General features: G+C 71.3%; 16 protein-coding genes. 9 read left to right on the forward strand and 7 right to left on the reverse strand.

All coding sequences use genetic code 11. The features are described 5' to 3' along the window. The first annotated feature begins 85 nt into the window (after positions 1-85). Complete coding sequence (locus C7474_RS09600) at positions 86-1,501, forward strand: HNH endonuclease signature motif containing protein (protein WP_121059469.1); 1,416 nt, start codon at positions 86-88, stop codon at positions 1,499-1,501. A gap of 55 nt (positions 1,502-1,556) precedes the next feature. Here C7474_RS09600 and poxB read toward each other — a convergent pair whose 3' ends face one another. Continuing rightward, positions 1,557-3,305: a ubiquinone-dependent pyruvate dehydrogenase gene (poxB, locus tag C7474_RS09605; RefSeq protein WP_121059471.1), complete on the reverse strand. Its 1,749-nt coding sequence runs from the start codon at positions 3,303-3,305 to the stop codon at positions 1,557-1,559. Positions 3,306-3,464: 159 nt separating this feature from the next. Here poxB and C7474_RS09610 point away from each other — a divergent pair, with 159 nt between their 5' ends. Then, positions 3,465-3,746: a HesB/IscA family protein gene (locus C7474_RS09610; RefSeq protein WP_121059473.1), complete on the forward strand. Its 282-nt coding sequence runs from the start codon at positions 3,465-3,467 to the stop codon at positions 3,744-3,746. 78 nt (positions 3,747-3,824) lie between these two features. Here the strand turns inward: C7474_RS09610 and C7474_RS09615 are convergent, their stop codons facing one another. The 3 genes from C7474_RS09615 to C7474_RS09630 all read right to left on the reverse strand — a co-directional run bounded on the left by C7474_RS09615 (position 3,825) and on the right by C7474_RS09630 (position 9,715). After that, complete coding sequence (locus C7474_RS09615) at positions 3,825-7,223, reverse strand: error-prone DNA polymerase (protein WP_121059475.1); 3,399 nt, start codon at positions 7,221-7,223, stop codon at positions 3,825-3,827. Then, positions 7,223-8,803, reverse strand: a complete 1,581-nt coding sequence (locus C7474_RS09620; RefSeq protein WP_121059477.1) for a Y-family DNA polymerase — start codon at positions 8,801-8,803, stop codon at positions 7,223-7,225. The genes C7474_RS09615 and C7474_RS09620 overlap by 1 nt, the downstream gene beginning before the upstream one ends. 222 nt (positions 8,804-9,025) lie before the next feature. Next, complete coding sequence (locus C7474_RS09630; protein ID WP_121059479.1) at positions 9,026-9,715, reverse strand: hypothetical protein; 690 nt, start codon at positions 9,713-9,715, stop codon at positions 9,026-9,028. 135 nt (positions 9,716-9,850) lie between these two features. On the opposite strand from C7474_RS09630, the gene C7474_RS09635 reads away from it, so the two are divergent. Further along, complete coding sequence (locus tag C7474_RS09635) at positions 9,851-11,194, forward strand: amidohydrolase family protein (protein ID WP_121059481.1); 1,344 nt, start codon at positions 9,851-9,853, stop codon at positions 11,192-11,194. Positions 11,195-11,243: 49 nt separating this feature from the next. Here C7474_RS09635 and C7474_RS09640 read toward each other — a convergent pair whose 3' ends face one another. Then, positions 11,244-12,245, reverse strand: a complete 1,002-nt coding sequence (locus C7474_RS09640; RefSeq protein ID WP_121059483.1) for a PDR/VanB family oxidoreductase — start codon at positions 12,243-12,245, stop codon at positions 11,244-11,246. Between the two features lie 196 nt (positions 12,246-12,441). Between C7474_RS09640 and C7474_RS09645 the strand changes: the two genes are divergently transcribed. From C7474_RS09645 to C7474_RS09660, 4 genes are all read left to right on the forward strand, one after another. Continuing rightward, positions 12,442-13,734 carry an amidohydrolase family protein gene (locus tag C7474_RS09645; RefSeq protein WP_121059485.1) on the forward strand — a complete coding sequence of 431 codons (1,293 nt, stop codon included), beginning with the start codon at positions 12,442-12,444 and terminating at the stop codon, positions 13,732-13,734. Continuing rightward, the gene (locus C7474_RS09650) at positions 13,731-14,522 is read left to right on the forward strand and encodes an ABC transporter ATP-binding protein (protein ID WP_121059488.1); all 792 of its coding nucleotides are present in this window, start codon (positions 13,731-13,733) and stop codon (positions 14,520-14,522) included. Before C7474_RS09645 ends, C7474_RS09650 begins: the two co-directional genes overlap by 4 nt. Continuing rightward, positions 14,519-15,448 (forward strand): ABC transporter permease, encoded by a 930-nt coding sequence (locus C7474_RS09655; protein ID WP_121059490.1) that lies wholly within the window; start codon positions 14,519-14,521, stop codon positions 15,446-15,448. The genes C7474_RS09650 and C7474_RS09655 overlap by 4 nt, the downstream gene beginning before the upstream one ends. Before the next feature lie 85 nt (positions 15,449-15,533). Further along, a complete protein-coding gene (locus C7474_RS09660; protein WP_121059492.1) occupies positions 15,534-16,739 on the forward strand; it encodes a hypothetical protein in 1,206 nt (401 codons plus the stop codon). A gap of 56 nt (positions 16,740-16,795) precedes the next feature. On the opposite strand, the gene C7474_RS09665 is transcribed toward C7474_RS09660, so the two are convergent. After that, a complete protein-coding gene (locus C7474_RS09665) occupies positions 16,796-17,404 on the reverse strand; it encodes a cyclodeaminase/cyclohydrolase family protein (RefSeq protein ID WP_121059493.1) in 609 nt (202 codons plus the stop codon). A 153-nt stretch (positions 17,405-17,557) separates the two neighbouring features. On the opposite strand from C7474_RS09665, the gene C7474_RS09670 reads away from it, so the two are divergent. Together C7474_RS09670 and C7474_RS09675 are read left to right on the forward strand one after the other, a co-directional pair. Then, complete coding sequence (locus C7474_RS09670) at positions 17,558-18,694, forward strand: methylenetetrahydrofolate reductase C-terminal domain-containing protein (RefSeq protein ID WP_121059495.1); 1,137 nt, start codon at positions 17,558-17,560, stop codon at positions 18,692-18,694. Then, on the forward strand, positions 18,691-19,761 hold the full coding sequence (locus C7474_RS09675; RefSeq protein WP_121059497.1) for a methylenetetrahydrofolate reductase C-terminal domain-containing protein: 1,071 nt from the start codon (positions 18,691-18,693) through the stop codon (positions 19,759-19,761). The genes C7474_RS09670 and C7474_RS09675 overlap by 4 nt, the downstream gene beginning before the upstream one ends. Positions 19,762-19,769: 8 nt before the next feature. Here C7474_RS09675 and C7474_RS09680 read toward each other — a convergent pair whose 3' ends face one another. Further along, positions 19,770-20,408 (reverse strand): helix-turn-helix domain-containing protein, encoded by a 639-nt coding sequence (locus tag C7474_RS09680; protein WP_121059499.1) that lies wholly within the window; start codon positions 20,406-20,408, stop codon positions 19,770-19,772. Between the last annotated feature and the right edge of the window lie 25 nt (positions 20,409-20,433).

The following is a 20,433-nucleotide window of genomic DNA, read 5'->3' on the forward strand; positions in this document are numbered from 1 at the left end:
TTCGATTGTAGACGGTGCGCCTTCGCCATCCGTTCCCGCGTGGATCATTTGATCGAATGTCGGAACCCCTGCGTAGCGTTCAGATATGGATCTTTCGACCAATACGGAGGTCGCCTTCGAGGATAGCCTGTGGGCGGATCCCGAGTATGTCGAGGCCTACTGGCAGACGTTCCTCGCCGATCTCGAACGCCGCGGGATACCCGGCGAGGATGTCGACGGCGAGTTTGCTGAGACGATGCCCTTCGATCCGATCGAACAGGCGGTCGCGCTGGCGCGGCAAGCCCGATCGCTGTCCTCGCGCACCGACGCCGCGTTCGCCGCGGTCCTCGCGGATGCCGCCCGCTCCCCCGAACAGTGGGTGGGCCCCGATCCGACTCTCGATCCGCTCTGGCGCGACCCGAGCGGCCTCTCGAACGCTGCCGTCCGAGCACGTCGCCGTGACCTTGCCGTCCGATCGGCCGCGCTCGACCTCGGAGCACGCACCCAGCTCTCCGATCTCCAGGTGAGGAGCCGCGCGCACAAGGCGAAGACCCTTGAGGAGCGGTGCCCCCGGCTGTGGCGCGCCGCTGTGGACGGGGCGATCTCCGAGCAGAACGTCGCTGCCGCCGCCCACGCCGCGGACACCCTCCCCGCAGACGCCCGCGACGCCTGGGAACGGTTCGACGAGGTCGCTGCGGACGCCGCGCAACGACTCGCGCCAGGGCGTTTTCGACAGCGGGTGCGCACCATTCGCGACCGCGCCCACCCGGAATCACGTGAAGAACGTCATGCCCGCGCAGCCGCAGACCGCGACGTCCGATTCCACGGCGATGACGACGGCATGGTCTGCGTCACCGCCTTCATCCCCGCGAGCTTCGGTCGCCTCGCCGAGGAACGTCTCGATGCGACCGCGCGGCACCTTGCGTCGCAGACGGATGAGACCCGAACGACGGCGCAGCTGCGCGCCGATGTCTTCTGCGACCTCCTCGTACACGGTGGCTCCGACCAGGTCCCCACCGAGCGTGATGAGCCGGCTTTCCCGGCCGCAACCGTCACCACGACCGTCCACCTGACCATCCCCGTGCTGACACTGCTCGGCGCAGGCGACGCTCCCGCCACCCTCGACGGATACGGACCGATCGATCAGGACACCGCCCGGACCCTCGCTGCCGGCGCGTCCGAGTGGTACCGAGTGCTGACCGATCCGGTCCGCGGTACGGTGCTCGACGTCGAACGCCGCGCCTATCGCGTACCGCGCGCCCTTCGCCGCTGGCTGACCGCCCGGCATCCGTACTGCCTCGCCCCCGGGTGCACACGACCGTCCCGACTGTGCGACATCGACCATCGCATCCGCTGGGCGGACGGAGGTGCGACGGCCGCCTCCAACCTCGGACCGCTCTGCGAGCGCCACCATTCCGTCAAGGACGGCACACCCTGGGCAATGAACCGCGATGACGAGGGTCGCCTGAGCTGGACGAGTCCGACCGGGTTCGAACTCGACGCGGATCCGCCACCATTCTGAGCTCCGACCGAAGGTGTCACGATCGCCGGCGACCACGGTCGCCCCCGGGCGCGCGTCAGTGGAACAGGCGCCGCCACAGGTTGGTGTCGGCGAGGTCGAGCAGCTCGTCGCCGCGCCCCGACATGACCGTGCGCAGCGCCCACAGCGTGAAGCCCTTCGCCTGTGCCGCGGTGATGGCGGGAGGCATCGACAACTCCTGCCGCGCCGTCACGACATCGACCAGCACCGGTCCCTCGGCGGCGAGCGCCCGCTCGAGCGCCGGACGCAGTTCCGAGGCTTTATCCACCCGGATGCCCGTGATGCCGACGGCCTCCGCGATCGCCGCGAAGCTCGGATTGTCCAGCTCCGTGCCGAAGTTCACGATGCCGGCCGCCTTCATCTCCACCTCGACGAAGTTCAGCGACGAGTTGTCGAAGACGACGATCTTCACGGGCAGGTCGTTCTGCCGGATCGACAGCAGATCGCCCATCAGCATCGCGAGTCCGCCGTCGCCCGACAGCGAGACGACCTGGCGGCCGCCGTCCTCCGCCTGAGCGCCGAGCGCCTGCGGCAGCGCGTTCGCCATCGACCCGTGCAGGAACGAACCGAGCAGCCGCCGCCTCCCATTCATGGTCAGATAGCGCGACGCCCAGATCACGGGGCTTCCGACATCCGCCGTGAAGACCGCGTCGTCGGCGGCGAGCTCGTCGAGCAGCCGCGCGAGATACTGCGGATGGATCGGTTCCTCGCCGTCGTCGACCGCCAACTCGTCAAGGTTCCGGCGCGTCTTGCGGTAGTGCTCGACGCTGTCGGTGACGTGGCTGTCATCCCGCCCCTCGTCGATGAGCGGCAGAAGCGCCGCCGCCGTCTCGCGCACCCCGCCGACGAGGCCGACATCGATCGGAGTGCGTCGGCCGAGCTGCTCCCCGCGGATGTCGACCTGCACGATGCGTGCCTTCGCGGGATAGAACTGCCGATACGGGAAGTCGGTGCCCAGCATGAGCAGCGCGTCGCACCGCTCCATCGCCCGATACCCCGACGCGAAGCCGAGCAGCCCGGTCATCCCGACGTCGTACGGGTTCTCCCACTCGATGTGCTCCTTGCCGCGCAGCGCGTGCACGACAGGCGCCTGCAGCTTCGCGGCGAGCGCGACCACCTCGTCGTGCGCCCCGGCCACGCCGGCGCCGGCGAGGATGGTGACGTTCTCGGCGCCGTTGAGCACCGCAGCCGCCTCGGCCAGACTCTCGGCATCCGGCAGCGTCGTCGACCGCGACGCGATGATCGGCGCCGACGGACGGCGTTCCGGTGCGTCCTGGAAGAAGACGTCGCCGGGAACGACGACGACCGCGACCCCGCGACGCTCGACGGCGGTGCGCATCGCGATCTCCAACACCCATGGCAGCTGCGCCGGGTCGCTCACGAGCTCGCAGTACACCGAGCACTCGCGGAACAGCTCCTGCGGATGCGTTTCCTGGAAGTACGAGCTCCCGACCTCCTCGCTCGGGATATGCGAGGCGATCGCCAGCACCGGGACCCGCGTCCGGTTGGCGTCGAACAGTCCGTTGATGAAGTGCAGGTTGCCCGGACCGCACGAACCGGCGACCACAGCCAGCCGCCCCGTGAGCTCGGCATCCGCGCCCGCCGCGAAGGCCGCCGCCTCCTCGTGTCGCATGTGCATCCAGCGGATGCCGCCGCCCCCGCGTCTGTCGCTGTGACGGCGCAGCGCGTCGGTGAACGCGTTGAGCGAATCCCCCGGAAGCCCCCAGACGCGGGTGACCCCGGCGGAGGTGAGCGTGTCGATGAAGAAGTCTGCGACGTTGGCCATGCCCTCACGCTACGCCGAGCCCGATGCCCGGTCTCGGCCCTTGACAGCGCGAACCTCCGTATCCGGTGTGAGTCCCCGGCCACGCCGTGTCGCAGGTTGCATGCGCCCCGGATTCTCGGAATCGTGGCCGGTCCGCAGCAATCCACGGAAGGAAGAGCCATGCTCACACTCACCGAGAACGCCACGACCGCCGTCAAGAACCTGACGGCCCAGCTCCCCACCGACACCGGCGGCCTCCGCATCAGCGAGGCGGCCGAGCCCGGCGCCGGTTACGCGGTGAGCCTCGCCCCCGCCCCCGAGAAGGGCGACGTCGTCGTCGAGGAAGGCGGTGCCCGGGTGTTCGTCGACCCGGTCGCCACGGTGCAGCTCGACGACCGCGTGCTCGACGCACGCGTCGACGGCGACGGCTCCATCGGCTTCGCGCTCGCCCAGCAGAGCTGAGCCTCACGCACACGCGCGACGGCGCCCCGGGACCTCGTGCCCCGGGGCGCCGTCGTTCTGTATCCCTCGCCTCGCGCCTCAGCGGAAGTCGCGGGAGCGGTGCTGCACGCCGACGCGCAGATCGTCGAAGCGATCGGCGAGCAGGTTGGTCACCCCCTCCGGCGAGCGCTCCAGGATGCCGCGCGCGATGAGCGCGGGGCTGTCGCGCAGCACCCGGCGATAGCGGTTCCACACCCCCACCGAGCAGATGATGTTCACGAGCCCGTGCTCGTCTTCGAGGTTGACGAAGGTGACCCCGGATGCCGTCGCCGGCCGTTGCTTGTGCGTGACGAGCCCGGCCACCTCCACCCGCCGCCCGGTCTCGTGGCTGCGCAGCTCCCGCGAGGTCAGCACCCCGCGGGCGTCGAGCTGCGCCCGGAAGTGGGTGAGCGGGTGGTCGTCGGCGGAGATGCCGGTCGCCCACAGGTCGGCGGCGAGGATGTCGTAGCTCGACTGGTCGCCGAAAAGCGGCGGTTGCACGGCGACGAGGGTGCCGGGCAGGAACTCGGCCCGGTCCTGTGCGGCGTCGCCCGCGAGCCACATCCCCTCGCGCCGGCTGATCCCCATGCTCTCGAACGCCCCCGCCGTCGAGAGCGCCTCGACCTGCGCGGCCGTCGCCCCGGTGCGACGCACGAGGTCGCGGAGGTCGCGGAACGGGCCGTCTGCGGTACGGCTGTCGACGATCCGCTGCGCGAGGGCCGCGCCGACACCGGTGACGGTGGCCAGCCCCAACCGCACCGCGAACGCGCCGTCGCGGCGGTGCGCGGCCGACTCGTCGGGGGCGGCCGGGTCGAACGGCGGCACCGGCGGCTGGTGCAGGGCGGTGCAGGCCTGCAGTCCGGTGGGGCCGCGGTCGGCGCCGGGGGCGGCATCCGCGTCGAGCGGCTCCATCACGGCGTCGGCGCCGGAGGCGTGGATGTCGGGGCGGCGCACCACCACCCCGTGCCGGCGGGCGTCGGCGGTGAGCGTCGCCGGCGAGTAGAAGCCCATCGGCTGGGCGCGCAGCAGCGCCGCCAGGAACACGCCCGGATAGTGCAGCTTCAGCCACGACGACGCGTAGACCAGCAGCCCGAACGACAGGGAGTGGCTCTCGGCGAAGCCGAAGTTCGCGAACGCCTGGATCTTCGCGTAGATGTCGTCGGCGACCTCGTCGACGAGGCCGTGCTCGGCCATCCCCTCGTAGAGCTTCTTGCGCAGCGACTCGATCCGTTCGATGCCACGCTTGGAGCCCATCGCCCGCCGCAGCAGGTCGGCATCCTCACCGCTGAGCCCGCCGACGGCCATGCCCATCTGCATGAGCTGCTCCTGGAACACCGGGATGCCGAGCGTGCGCTCGAGCACCGGTCGCAGCTTCTCGTGCGCGTACGTGACCGTCTCGTGCCCGAGCTTGCGCCGCACGTAGGGGTGCACCGCACCGCCCTGGATGGGGCCGGGACGGATGAGGGCGATCTCGATGACGAGGTCGTAGAACCGGCGGGGCTGCAGGCGTGGCAGCAGGCCCATCTGCGCGCGTGACTCGACCTGGAACACCCCGATCGAATCCGCCCGGCACAGCATGTCGTAGACGGCCTGCTCCTCCTTGGGCAGCGTCGCCAGCTCCCACCGCTCCCCCGTCGCCTCGGCGATCATGTCGAAGCAGTACTGCAGCGCGGCGAGCATGCCGAGCCCCAGCAGGTCGAACTTCACAAGCCCCATCCACGCGGCGTCGTCCTTGTCCCACTGGATGACGGTGCGCTCCTCCATGCGGGCGTGCTCGATCGGCACGACCTCGCCGACGGGCCGCTCGGTCAGCACCATGCCGCCGGAGTGGATGCCGAGGTGCCGCGGCGCCTTCATCAGCTCCGCGGCGTACTCGAGCACCCGATCGGGGATGTCGTGCGCCCCCGCGACCGGCCCGTCCCACCGCTCCACCTGCTTCGACCACGCGTCCTGCTGGCCCGGGGAGTGCCCGAGGGCCTTCGCCATGTCGCGCACCGCGTTCTTGGGCCGGTACTGGATGACGTTCGCGACCTGCGCCGCCCGCTCGCGCCCGTACGTCTGGAACACCCACTGGATGATCTCCTCGCGCCGGTCCGAGTCGAAGTCGACGTCGATGTCGGGCTCTTCCTCGCGCATCGCGGAGAGGAACCGCTCGAACGGCAGCTTGTAGAAGATCGAGTCGATCGCGGTGATGTCCAGCAGATAGCAGACGGCGCTGTTGGCCGCCGACCCGCGCCCCTGGCACAGGATGCCGCGGCGCCGGGCCTCGGCGACGATCCCGTGCACGATGAGGAAGTACCCCGGGAAGTCCTTCTGCGCGATCACCGACAACTCCCGCTCGATGCGCGCCCGGTCGGCGTCCGTCGCGTCGGGGTACTTGCGCGGCACGGCATCCCACACGAGCTTCTCGAGCCACGACATCGGCGTGTGCCCCTCGGGCACCGGCAGCTTCGGCAGGGCGGGCTTCGCGCGCCGCAGCGGAAAGGCCAGCTCGTCGGCGAGCGTCACGGTGCGGGCGATCGCCCCGGGATGGCGGCGGAAGCGGCGGCTCATCTCGGCGCCCGACCGCAGGTGGGCGCTGCCGTGCGCTGGCAGCCAGCCGTCGAGCTCGTCGAGACCCCGATTCGCCCGCACCGCCGCGACCGCCGCCGCGAGATGCATCTTCTCGGGCACGGCGTAGTGCACGTTGTTCGTCGCGAGGATCGGCACACCGCGCTCCCGGGCGAGAGCGGTCAGCACGTCGTTGTCGCGCGAGTCGGCAGGCCCGCCGTGATCGATCAGCTCGACGTTCACGGCATCCGCCCCGAACCGTGCGACGAGCCGGTCGAGCTCCTCCGCCGCAGCGCGCGCTCCCGCCGCGCCGCCGACCGCCAGCGCCTGCCGCACGGCCCCCTTGCGGCACCCGGTCAGAATCGCCCAGTGCCCGCCCGCCCGCTCGGCCAGCTCGTCGAGGTCGTAGCGGGGGCGGCCCTTCTCACCGCCGCTCAGCTGCGCGTGCGTGATCGCCGCCGCGAGCCGGTGGTAGCCCTCCTCCCCCCGCGCGAGCACGAGCAGGTGTGACCCCACCGGGTCGGCCCGGCCGTTCTGCGGCGCGTCGAGACCCAGCGACAGCTCCGCCCCGAACACGGTGCGCACGTGCAGCTGCTCGGCCGCCTCGGCGAACCGCGCGATGCCGTAGAACCCGTCGTGGTCGGTGATCGCGAGGGCGTGCAGGCCGAGCCGCTCCGCCTCTTCGGCGAGCTCGGCCGGCGCCGACGCCCCGTCGAGGAACGAATACGACGAGTGCGCGTGCAGCTCGGCGTACGGCACGGCGCCATCGGGGCGCGTGATCGGGGGAGGTTCGTACTTGCCGCGCTTGCGTGAGAACGCAGGCCCGTCGCCGCCGTCGGGCTCGCGCTGACGACCGCTCAGCAGCCGCTCCATCTCAGACCACGTCACCGACGGGTTGTGGAAGCCCATCAGTCGTACACCCCCTCGGCGAGCCAGCCCCCCGCCTCGCACACCAGCAGCCACGCCCGCTCGGTCTCGTCGACGACCTGGAAGCGGTGCGCGTGACGCGCGCGCTCGGCATCCCACCCCCGCTCGATGACGGGCCAGGGTCCTGCCCAGGAGCGGATGCCGCGGCGCCGCCGTGCCGCCGACGACCCCGGCGCGCCGAGCCCCGTGACCCACGCCGGGTCTCCGGTCAGCTCGCCGCGGGCATCGACGGCCACCATGTCGCCGTCGTCGTCGAGCACGGCGACCGGCAGCCCGGCGGGGAACACCGTCGCCGGCAGCGGCCCGGGCAGGCTCCCCGGCCAGGGACGGTCGGCAGACGCCCCCGCGTCGACCCGGTCACCCCACGGAACAAGGCGCTGCCGCTCGGCGAGCCAGCGCCCGCCGCCCACCTCGGGCACGAGCACCCCCTGGTGGCCGAGCATCGCCTGCACCCGCGACAGCACGTGGTGCACCCGCTCTTCGGGGCCCGACCCGAACAGCCGCGCCGTGTGGTGCGCGGCGGCATCCACCCCCGCGGGCTCGATCCGCACCCGCGCGACGGCGCTGCGCAGGCCCGCGCCGCCCTGCTCGGCGAGCTGCCAGCGCACCCGGTCGACGACGGCGGCGGCATCGAACGCGTCCGGGTGCAGCCACACGCGGTCGGTGCGCTCCCCGTGCTCCCCCGTCAGCACGACGCGCAGCTCGGTGCACACCAGATCGAGGGCGCCCAGGCGCGCGGTGAACTCCTCGGCGGGCACGCGCACCCCGAACGCGACCTGGTCGGCCAGGGCGACGGACGGTTCGAACGACACCTCGCGGTGCAGCTCGGGCGGGGGCGTCCGCGCCGTCACGGGGCGGGGGTCGTGACCGGATGCCAGCGCGTGCAGCCTCGTGCCGCGGGCGCCGAAGCGCTCGCGGAGTCGATCCGGGCCGAGCGCCGCGACCTGGCCGAGCGTCTGCACGCCCAGACGCGCGAAGAGCCCCACGGTCTCGTCCTCGAGCACCGACACCGACAGCGGCGCGAGGAAGGCGGCGGCACCACCCGCCGGCACGACCCGCACGGGATCGGCCGCGCGGGTGCCGACCCGCGCCGCCTGCTCGGCGGTGAACGTGCCGTCGGCGACGCCGACGCGCACGTCGTCGATCCCGAGCGCGGCGACGACGCCCGAGAGCACCGTCGCGGCGGCCGCCTCGCCGCCGTAGTACCGCGCCGGCCCCTTCGCGTGCAGCGCGACGAGACCCGGCTGGATCAGCTGCACCCGGGGCGCCGCCTCTTCGACGGCGGCGATCACGGGCGCGAAGGCACGCTGATCGCGCACCGGATCTGCCTCGACGACGATCAGCTGCGGGCAGCGCGATTGGGCGTCACGTCGCCGCAGCCCGCGACGCACCCCCTCTGCCCGCGCCGCCGCGGAGCACGCCACGACCGCGTTCTTCGCGAACACGGCGATCGGCGCCGCCGCATCGAGCGGATCGTCGCCGTCGCGGGTGAGGGCGACGATCGGCCAGTCCGGCAGCCACACCACGAGGTTGCGCGGCGCAACCCCGACCTTCGTACCCATCTCTTCACTTTAGAACTTTTGTTCTATGAAGGAAAGGCGAGAATCGAATCTATGATCTACGTCCTGTCACTCCGGGGTGATGACGACGATACTCGGAAAACAGGTGGCATAGCGTCCGCGATCACGGGTGAGCAGTCGATGCCCGGCCATGGCGGCGTGCGCTCCGATGCAGAAGTCGGGGAGTGGGGAACGCCGAGGATGCCCACGAGACGCAGCCACGGGTCAGCCCACCGCCCGCAGGGGCAGGGCCGCGGGCACAGTGACGGTCGCCGCAGACACCCCTCCCCGGGCATCCGGCAGCAGCACGCGCCCCGTCCGCGGCGCGGGGTGCCGACGACTGGTCACGGTGACGGTCAGCTCGCGCTCTTCGAGCAGGCCCCAGCCGTCACCGAGCCCCGTCCAGGACGGATCGCCGATGTCGATCATCGCCTCGGTCTGCGGCCACGGCCCCTGCACGAGCAGCACCGCCTCGCGTTCGCGCATGCGCGCCGCGAGGCGGGCGATGTCGCCGTCCTTCGCGCGCGCGGGCGGGCGCACGGCGACTACGGGCAGCACGTCGGCGATCGCCGCGGTCACCGCGAGCCAGCGCTCGCCCGGCTCGGGGATCAGCACCAGCCGCGACAGGTCGACGCCCGCCGCGCGGGCCGCCTCGGCGCCGAGGTGCGGCATGCCCACCGCCGCGCACCAGGCGCCGTCCTGCGAGGGACGGGCGAACAGCGCGAACAGCAGCGACATCGATCGCCCGAGGGAGTACGACGCCCCGGGGCGCAGCCCGCCGCCGGGCAGCAGGTTCGCGAGGGCCGACGGCACGGGCAGCACGGGACCCTCGATGCGGCGACCCTGCAGGCGTTCCACCTGTGCGCGCAGAGCGTCGACGGTGCCCGCGACGTCAGCGACGGCGACGTTCCCCATGATCGACCTCATCTCGACAGATTAGAATATTCATTCGATTACTTCAATGCGCTTTCTCGAAGATAAGGCTGCCCTAGGACATTGCTCACCACCGCGCACATCTACCCGAAACATGCGGCTGATAGGACGGACAGCATGACCGGCTCGCTCACCCTCACCGGCGCCTCGCGCATCGTGGAACGCTTCGACGATCCGACGGGGGACCGCGGCGGCGACCTCCTGATCCGCGACGGACGGGTCGTCACCAACGCCGACGACACGGGCACCCCTACGATCCTCGACGCGGAGGGCGGCATCGTCACCCCCGGCCTCGTCAACGCACACCACCACCTGCTGCAGTCAGGGTTCCGCACGCTGCCGGGAACCCGTGGCGTACCGATGCGCGACTGGCTGCCCGCGATGGCGACCGCGTACGCCGCCGCCCGCATCGAGGCCTCGCTGGCCGGCGCGACCGCAGGGGTCGGCATCGCCGAGTCGCTGCTCTGCGGGGTGACCACGGTCGCCGATCACCAGCTCAACTGGCCCGACCCGACGACCAGCGACGATCCGGTCGGCGACACCGTGGCCATCGCGCGCGCGGTCGCCGCTGCCTCATCCACCCTCGGCGCCCGACTCGTGTTCGTGCGCGGCTCGGCACGCGACGCCCCGGATGCCGCGGCGGCGAGCGCGGAGGAGATCGTGCGCGCTCTGCTGCCCGACGCGGCGTCTTCACCCGGAGGCACGAGCGCCGACGGCATGCTGCAGCTGGCCGTCGGCCCTGCGGGCGTGCACTCCGATACGGAGGAGACCTTCCGCGCCCTCGCCGAGGTAGCCCGGCGCTATGGTCTGCGACGGCGCACTCAGGCGAACGAGCAGGTCGACACCGAAATAGCCCTGACCCGTTACGGCCGCCGCCCCCTGGACCTCCTCGCAGAATGGGGCTGGCTCGAGCCCGGTGTGACGATCGCGCACCTCTGCGACGTCACCGACGAGGAGGTCATGCGACTCGCCGCCGCCGGCGTCACCGCGACCCATGCCCCGGGCTGCGACGTGCCGATGGGGTGGGGCATCGCACCAGTGCGCCGACTGCAGGAGGCCGGCATCGACGTGGGCCTCGGCACCTCCGGCGGCGGCTCCAACGACGCCGGTCACCTCCTCGCCGACGCCCGCCTCGCGATGCAGGTGTCGGGCCTGGTCGGAGCCGCCCTCCCCGCACGCGACGTGCTCGCCATGGCCACCTCCGGAGGGGGTGCCGGGCTCGGCCGCGCGGACCTCGGCATCCTGTCGCCGGGAAGCGCGGGCGATTTCTGCGTCTGGGACGTCTCCGGAGTCGCCGACGCCGGCGTCGCCGACCCGGTCGCCGGGCTGCTGTGGGCCCATCCGGGGCGCCGTCCCCGGCACGTGGTGGTCGCCGGGCGCGTCGTCGTCCGTGACTACCGGCTCATCACCGCCGACGAGGCCGCCCTCACCGCCGCCCTCCGGGAGCGCGTCGGCCGCTGATCGCACGCCCACTCCACCCGCGGTCGACGCCATACCGCGACGACGACGGTCAGGCGTCGATCACGATGCGCGCGCACGCCGCGCGCGACACGCACACCATCATGCTCGCGCTCTGCTCGCGCTCGAGGGGGGTGAGCACGGAGTCGCGGTGCTCGATCTGCCCCTCAAGGACCGGCACCTCACAGGTGCCGCAGGTGCCGCGACGGCAACTGGAGAGCACCATGGTCGCCGGGCTCTGCTCCTCGATCGCCTCGAGCACCGACTGTCCGGGCTGCACGGTGACGACGTCTCCGGACAGGGCGAGCTCGACCTCGAACGGATCCGGCCAGACCGGTTCTCCGTATTCAATCGCCTCGAACCGTTCGACCCGCAGCGCCTCAGTGCGGCCGGCGTCCGCGAAACCCTCTTCAAGCGCGGCGATCAGGCGGGCGGGCCCGCACGCGTAGACGAGGTCACCCTCACCGGCGGCATCCACCACCCCAGCCACATCGAGGCGCGCACCGGCGTCGGCGGGATACAGGCGCACTCGCCCCTGGCCGGCATCGAGGGCGCGCAGCTCATCGACGAACGCCATCGTCGACAGCGACCGCCCGGCGTAGTCGAGCGTCCAGTCCACGCCCGCGTGTGCGGCGGCGCGGACCATGCCGAGAATCGGCGTGATCCCGATGCCGCCCGCGACGAATCGATGCGTCTTTCCCGGGACGATCTCGCAGCTGAAGTGATTGCGGGGTCCGCGCACGCGCAGCCGCTTCCCGACCTGCACCTCGTCGTGCACGCGCACCGAACCGCCGCGCCCCTCGTCCTCGCGCAACACCGCGACGCGCCACGTCGAGCGGTCGGCGGCATCACCGCAGAGCGAATACTGACGTTCCACACGCTCGGCCGCCGGCGTGCGCGCGTCGGAGAAGATCAGATCGACGTGCGATCCAGGCTCCCAGGCGGGCAAGTCGCGACCGTTGTGCGCGACGAGGTCCAGGGCCACGACGCCGTGGGCCAATTCGGTACGGGCAGCGACCACGAGGTCGCGTTCGACGTCACTGAAGTAGCTCATAGATCCCACTCTCTCCGCTCGCAGGGCGTCCTCGTGCGCGGGGGCGCCGGTCGGCCGCACTCGTTGCGCGGATTTAACACGGCCGCAATCCCGACAGGCCTGCCAGGAAACACGTCGAGCGTTTACTGATTCTCACCCGATGTTGGCCATACCAACAACACCCCGCGACACGACAGAGCACGAGGAGGACGACCCGATGGATGCCGAACTCCTCAAGCCCGGCCAGCGCATCGCCGCCCTGACGGGCCTCACCCCGAGCGGCGAGATCGGCGAGAGCCTGGCCTTCGAAGAAGGCTTCGTCGTCGATGCGGCCGCGTCGGAGTCCACCGGCGACGTTCTCGGCGAGACCGTCGACGCGTCCGGTTGGATCGCGTTGCCACCGCTCGCGGATCTGCACGCGCACCTGGACAAGGGCTATACCTGGACCTCGTTCGGCCAGCCCGAGGGATCCCTCGACGACGCGATCGCCTGTTGGATCGATCACGGCGAGAACCACTCCTCCGACGACATCAAGGTCGGCGCCCGACGACACCTGATCGCTGCGCTGCATGCCGGGGTCACGGCCGTCCGCTCGCACACTAACTACCACCTGGGCGACGATCCCCTCCGCGGCGTACGCGCGCTCGTCGAGCTGCGCGCCGAGTTCGCCGGCGTCGTCGACCTGCAGATCGTCGCGAGCCCCGGCGCGTCCGACGGCCCCGACGACCTCGGGCGCGCAGCGGTGGCCCTCGGCGTCGATCTCATCGGAGGCTTCCCCCACCTCGCCGACGATCCGAGTGCCGACCTCGAGCGCGCCGCCGCGTTCGCCGAGGAGTTCGGTCTCGGCATCGACCTCCACACCGACGAGACGCTCGATCCGACATCCATGGGCCTCGCCGAACTCGCCGCCCGCACGCGCCACTGGCCCGCCGAGGTGATCCGCTCCGCCGGGCACTGCGTGAGCCTGTCGACGCAGGATGCCGAGACCCGCCGCCGCACGCTCGCCGCCGTCGCCGACGCAGGCATCTCGATCATCACCAACCCGCTGACCAACCTGTATCTGCAGGGCTGGCAGCACCCGGTCGCCACCCCCCGCGGCATCCCTCCCCTGCGCGAGATCATCGCAGCCGGCGTCACGCTCGCCGCCGGGGGCGACAACGTGCAGGACCCGTTCAACCCGCTCGGCAACGCCGACATGGTCGACGTCGCCTCCGAACTCGTCATCGCCGGTCACCTCACCCCCGCCGAGGCATGGCACGTCAGCTCCAGCGGGGGACGCGCCGCCTTCGGCCTGCCGCCCGCACGGGGTCGTGTCGGCGATGTCGCCGATGTCGTGCTCGTCCGCGCCGCCCACGTCGCCGAGGCGCTCGCCGAGCGGGCACCGGACCGCATCGTGATCCGCGACGGGCGCGTCGTCGCCGTTCGCCGCCGCGTGGTCGACAGCGTGCTCGACCTTTCCGCCCTGCCCGCCCCGCCCTCCACCCCGACCACCGAGGGAGCACTGATATGAGCACCACGATCGACACCACCGCGCCGGCCACGGCGTCGACATCGGTCGGCGCCACCCCGGCGCCGACCCTCGCCTTCACCGACGTGGCCAAGGTGTTCGCCACCGGCACACGCGCGCTGGAGGACATCTCGTTCGGTGTCCGTCCGGGCGAGTTCGTGTCCGTCGTCGGTCCATCCGGCTGCGGCAAGTCGACGCTGCTCCGGCTGGCCGCCGGGCTCGACGATGCCACCGAGGGCGTGGTCGACGTTCACGCCGACACGACGAGCTTCGTCTTCCAGGAGGCGACCCTGCTCGAGTGGCGGACGGCCCAGCGCAACGTCGAACTGGTCGGAGAGCTCGCCGGCGTCGGGGCGGCGGAGCGACGCCGACGCGCCTCTGAGGCCCTCGACCTCGTCGGGCTGAAGGGCTTCGAGGATCAGCACCCTCGCGCACTGTCCGGCGGCATGCGCATGCGCGTCTCGATCGCACGTGCTCTCGTGGCGGAGCCGCAGCTCGCCCTCTTCGACGAGCCCTTCGGCGCGCTCGACGAGATCACCCGTCTGAAGATGCAGACGGAACTGCAGCGCCTCTTCCAGCTCAAGGGGTTCGCCGCCATGTTCATCACGCACTCGATCTCCGAGGCCGTGTACCTCTCCAGCCGCGTTCTGGTGATGAGCGGACGGCCCGGCCGCATCGTCGACGACATCGAGCTCCCCTGGTCCTACCCCCGATCACCCGAGCTGCGCTACGAACCCGAGTTCGGGCGCATCGTCGGACACCTCTCGCACGCTTTGGAGGCCCACTCGTGAGTCAGAACCTCGCCCTGAAAGCCCCCGCGTCGCTCGCCGACACGCCCTCGTCCGGGACGGTGAACACCGCGGCATCCACCGAGACGACGACCGCTGCGATGGCCGCGCGACGCCCTCGCACCCGCAGTGCCGGGTCGGTCGCCCGCAGCGCCTGGGCGCGGGCCATGCCGATCCTGGCGGCGCTCGTCGGCATCATCGCGATCTGGTACGCCGTGTCGTATCTGCTGCTCAGCGAGAGTCGCCGGTTCCTGCTGCCGCCGCCGCACCAGGTGCTGGCGGAGACGATCGGCAACGACAAGGTGATCGGACCGATGATCGCCGCGCTCGGTCAGACCATCACCGTCGCCCTCATCGGCCTCGCGATCGCCGTCGTCATCGGCATGGGGTGGGCGATCGTCATGTCGCAGTGGGTCCTCGCCGAGAAGATCCTCTACCCGTATGCGGTCATTCTGCAGACCATCCCGATCCTCGCCCTCACGCCGCTGATCGGCATCTGGATGGGCTACGGACTGCCCGCTCGCATCGTGGTCTGCGTCATCATCGCGGTGTTCCCGATGATCTCCAACACGCTGTTCGGCATGCAATCGGCCACCCCCGCCGCCCACGATCTGTTCACGCTGCAGAAGGCGACCAAGTGGCAACGGATGACCAAGCTCATGCTGCCGGCCGCCATCCCGTCGATCTTCACCGGTCTGCGTCAGTCGGCGGGCCTCGCCGTCATCGGAGCGATCGTCGGCGACTTCTTCTTCCAGCAGGGCAGCCAGGGCATCGGCGGACTGCTGCGTACCTACACGCTGCGTCTGAACATGGAGCCGCTGTTCCTCGCGATCATCTTCACCGCGCTGTTCGGTGTGATCGTCTTCTCGATCTTCGCCACGCTCGACCGTGTCGTGGTCGGTCGCCTGTTCGGCGTCGCCACACGCTGAGCGACCTCTTCTTCCCCGCCCGCACCACACAACACGCACTACCCGTTTGTCCCGTATCGCACCCGAAGCCCTCAAGGAGGACACCGTGTCACAGCCCGCTTCCCTCTCCCGCCGGATGATCGCACGAGCCGTCGCGGTCGGCGCGCTCACCGCGACCGTCGCCGCCGTTGCGGGATGCTCCAGCTCCGACGCCGCGGCGCCGGAGACCACCTCGACAGCCGCCGTGGCAGAGAAGGGTGGTCCGCTCGACCTTGCGAGCGTCTGCCCGGCGACGATCGTCATGCAGCAGGACTGGCAGCCCGAATCGGAGCACGGCGCCATGTACAACCTCGTCGGCGACGGTTACACCGTCGACACAGACAAGAAGACCGTGACCGGCCCGCTCGTCGTCGACGGCACGGATACCGGGGTGAAGATCGAGGTCCGCTCCGGCGGGCCCGCCGTCAACTTCCAGCCGGTGCCGGCATTGATGTACCTCGACCCCGACATCCTCATCGGCGCCGTGAACACCGACGCGGCGATCGTGGCGAATGCCGATCAACCGACCGTCGCGGTGACCTCGCAGCTGACCTACAGCCCACAGATCCTCATGTGGGATCCGGCAAGCCACGACGGCGCGACGACGATCAAAGCGGCTGCGGCCGGCGGCGACCCGATCGTCACCTCGGGCGACGTCATCCCAAACCTGCTGCTGTCGCAGGGCATCATCACGGCGTCGCAGATCGACACGAGCTACGAAGGCACTCCCCAGCGCTTCGTCTCCGACCCGAAGATCCTGCAGCAGGGCTTCGCCACCGCGGAGCCTTACATCTACAAGAACGAGATCTCGCAGTGGGGCAAGGACGTCGGCTACCAGCTGCTCTCCGAGCTCGGCTACAGCGTCTACCCCGAGCCGCTCGCGGTGCGCAAGGCCGACGTCACCGACCAGGCGGATTGCCTGAAGAAGCTCGTTCCGATCATGCAGCAGTCGCAGATCGACTTCCTCGACTCCCCCGAGCACGGCAACTCCGTGATCCTCGACCTGGTCGAGCAGTACGACACCGGCTGGACCTACTCCGAGGGCGTGGCGCAGTTCTCCGTCGAGCAGCAGAAGAAGCTCGGCCTCGTCGCCAACGACAAGGCGTCGGGTGTGTTCGGGCAGTTCGACCCCGACCGCATGTCATCGATCGTGTCGGACTTCGCGCCGATCCTCGTCAGCGCCGGCAGCATCACGCAGGATGCGGCATCGGCGATCGACCCGTCCGAGCTCTACACGAACCAGTTCATCGACACCTCCATCAAGATGAACTGACTCACGGTCCCGGCGATGCCCTGACTCCTCGCGGGAGTCGGGGCATCGCTACGTCGTCACAAGGAAGCGGTGACGCGCTCGGCCAGCGCGTCGAGGCGCGCGGCGGCATCTTGCGCGTCGCCGATCGCATCGCGCAGGCGATGCACCGTGAGGGCGTCGGCGCCCGATTCGGCGGCGCTCGCGGTGTTGCCCCGGATGTTGACGGCGGTCGAACGGATGCCGCAGGCGAGCATGCGCCCGGCGACGGCAACATCCGGGGCCAGGCGAGGTTCGCCGAACCTCTCCAGCCAGCGGAGGTGACCGTCGAGGGATGCCGCGAGCGCGACCAGGACGACGCCGGCCTCGGCCGCCTGGACGGTCGCCGCGCGCAACGCGGCTCCGCGGCCCGGGTCGGCGAGGGGGCGCCGGAAGGCGGCGACGAGCAAGCCGGACATACGACCGTCGTGCTCCGCTGCCGCCAGCGCGTCGTCGCGAACCCGTGTCGCCGCGGCGACGACGTCGGCCGAACCCTCCGCCTGCGCGTAGCCGGCGGCCATGGCGACCAGCGCCGCGCCCGTGGCCACCACGACCCCGGCGGCCATTCCACCACCCGGGTCCGGCACGGGCGCCGAGAGCCGCTGCAACCAGTCGTCGAGTGGGGCGAGGGCGAAATCGGGCGTCGGCATGGCCCCACTTTAGGGTCGCGCCCGCCGTGGATTTCCACGGCGACATCGACGCACACGCGACCGTAACACTGACGAAACGGTGGCCTCCTACAGTGGCATTGTTGGTGAGGCCAACAATGCCCGACGGTCCTGATGAGCGCGAGAGGAATACCCATGACCGCTCCTCTCCCCCTGCGGGACGCGACGCAGCGCTGTCCGAAGAGTATGGTGTACGGTCCGTGCGGCGGCGTAACGCTCGACGGAGGGTGTGAAGTCCCCGGCATCCGCTGCTCGTTCGTCGACCATGCCGCCGCCCTGAACGGCCTCGCGTTCTCGCCGGACGACGTGCAGGCCCCGGCTGCCGCCTATGACAGCGGAGACATGCTCCATGCCCGGCCACGCACCGCCGCGGCTGACGAGTTCGCGGTGCTCGTCGAGGCGGGCGGGGTGATCACCGCCGATCTGCCGATCCGGTCGGCCGACCCCGCAGTGATCACCGAGGCCGGCGCTCGCCTGCGGGAGCTGACCGCCGTGATCGCGGGAGAGCCGCCGGGTCTCCGCGACGCCCTCAGCCCCACGCACAAGGCGCTTCTGCTCACGACCGCCGGGTCGCGCGTGCTCGCCGGCCTGACGTGCCGCGATCGCAACCGGGTCGCACTCGAAGGCGAGCTCGCCGCCCTCGCCGATCTGGGCGTCTCCGGCGTGCTCGCGGTCACGGGCGACCATCCCGCATCGACCGCGCTGCCGCAGGCCCGCCCGGTGTTCGACCTCGACGCGACCCGCCTGGCCGCCCTCGCCCGTCGCGCCGGCCTCTTCGTCGCCGTCGCCGAGCAACCGACCGCGCCGCCGGTCGAGTACCGGCCGGCCCGCCTCGCGGTGAAGGCGCGCGCCGGCGCAGAGCTCGGCATCCTCAACCTGTGCGGAGACATCTCCGCGATCACGCGATTCACCGCCGCCGTCGCCGCGACCGCAGCACCGATACCTGTCTTGGCATCGGTGCCCGTGGTCATCTCTGCGGCCGCCGCGCGGCGGCTCGCCGCCCTTCCGGGCGCCGCACTTCCAGCCGACATCGTCGCGGCGGTGACGAGTGCGGACGATCCGGTCGAGGCCGGCATCCGCTCCGCCGTCGCCTGGGCACGGCGGGCACTCACGATCCCGGGCGTCGCGGGCATCCACCTCTCGGCGATCTCCGATCACGGCACGGCCGGGGCGGACGCCTCGGGACTCGCGGCCGTCGACGCGGTGGCCACCACGGCCGCCCGTCTGCGCGCCGGGATCGGGTCGCGCGCCGACGAGGCGGGGGCAGCATGAGCGTGCACACCCAGGAGAGGACGCCCTCGCTCCCCGCGACACGCATCGCCGGGTGCCCCAAGTCGATGACCTACGGCCCCTGCGGCGGCGTCAACGGAGACGGCACGTGCGAAGTCGACCCGACCCCCTGTGTCTTCCTGCACCGGGACCTCCCCATCCGCTGGTCCGCCGAGCCCCCCGCCGGCGGCCCGGCCGAGGTGGCGACGACGGCGGGACGCGAGCTGTCGGCGATCGCGGCCAAGCGCCCGCTCGTCTTCACCGGCTTTCCCGTTCGCGCTCTGCGATCCGATGCCGTCGGGCCGTCGGCCGAGGCGCTGACCGGAAGCACCGACGCCGTCCTGTCTGGCGACGCCGGACGCGCGCGTGTGCAGTTCCCGCCGTCGTACCGCGCAGCGCTGATCGGCGCGACCGGTCTGCGCCTGTGGATGGGCTTCAACACCCGTGACCGCAACCGCACGGCGCTGGAGCGCGAGCTTCGGTCGCTGCGCGCGCTGGGGGTCGCTGGCGTGCACTGCGTCACGGGCGATCACACCCAGACGGGCGATCGACCCGACGCCCGCCCCGTATTCGACCTCGAGTCCACCACGACGCTCCCGCGCGCCGCCGGCCTGGGGATTCTGACCTCGTTCGCCGAGTCCCCCGCGGCTCCCCCGCTCGCCGAGCGCGGCGCCCGGGTCGCCGAGAAACAGCGCGCCGGTGGCCGGATGTGCCTCACGCAGTACGCCGGGGATGCCGAGGAGGTCGCCGCCTTCGTCGCGCTGTGCCGCCGAGCCGGCGCAACCGCGCCGGTCCTTCCGGGCGTGCCCCTGGTCGTCGACCGAGAGGGCGCTCGGCTACTCGCCTCGTTCCACGCCGCGAAGCTCCCTTCCGGGTTCATCGATCGACTCTTCGCCGCGCGGGACGTGCGGGCGGAGGGCATTCGGCTCGCTGTCGAGTACGGCAGGGCCCTGATCGAGACCGGCGTCGTCGGAGGGGTGGTCATCGCCGGCGGCGCGCGTCCAGGCGGCGAAGCGGCCTATGCCGCCGACCTCGCCACGGTCGCGCGCGCGCTCGGAGGCGGATCGTGAGCGGCCGTTCAGTGGGCCCCCGCACGACCTTCCTTCACGGTGAGCACCTGGACGGGCCGATCCGGGTCGGTCCGCCAGCGATGACGTATGCCTCCCTGGTAATACACGGCGTCGCCGACGTCGAGAACGAACTCCTCGGCATCCAACACGACGGTCAGGCGCCCCTCGAGCACGTAGACGAACTCCTCCTCGTCGTGCACCCACCACAGGTCCTCCGTGAAGCTCCCCGACATCACCATGGGCACGAACCGAGGGTGGTCGCGGGCCAGCACTCTCAGAGGGCTTCCGCCGGCATCGAGCGGCGTCGCCTCGCTCGCCCGGAAGACGTGGAACGTGCCCGCCCCCCGCGGCTCGGTGTCGGCGTCGTCGGTGAGAAGAGCCTGTTGCGTGGTCCCGAGCGCCTGCGCGACGCGGAACAGCGACGTCATGCTCATCCGCTCCAACCCGCGCTCGACCTGGCTGAGGAACGAGTGCGACAGCTCTGCCTGCGTCGCGACCTGGGTGAGCGTGAGCCGTTGACTCTGCCGCAGCGCCCGGATCCTCGCCCCCAGCGCACGCGACGCCGAGGCCGGCCCATCGTCCGCCCGCTCGACCCCCGATGCGCTCGCCGCCGCGCCACCACGGCGCGAAGAGACGGCATCGGACATGACTGAAGACTATGACACACGAAAG

This window comes from Microbacterium telephonicum, assembly GCF_003651225.1.
Classification (GTDB): domain Bacteria; phylum Actinomycetota; class Actinomycetes; order Actinomycetales; family Microbacteriaceae; genus Microbacterium; species Microbacterium telephonicum.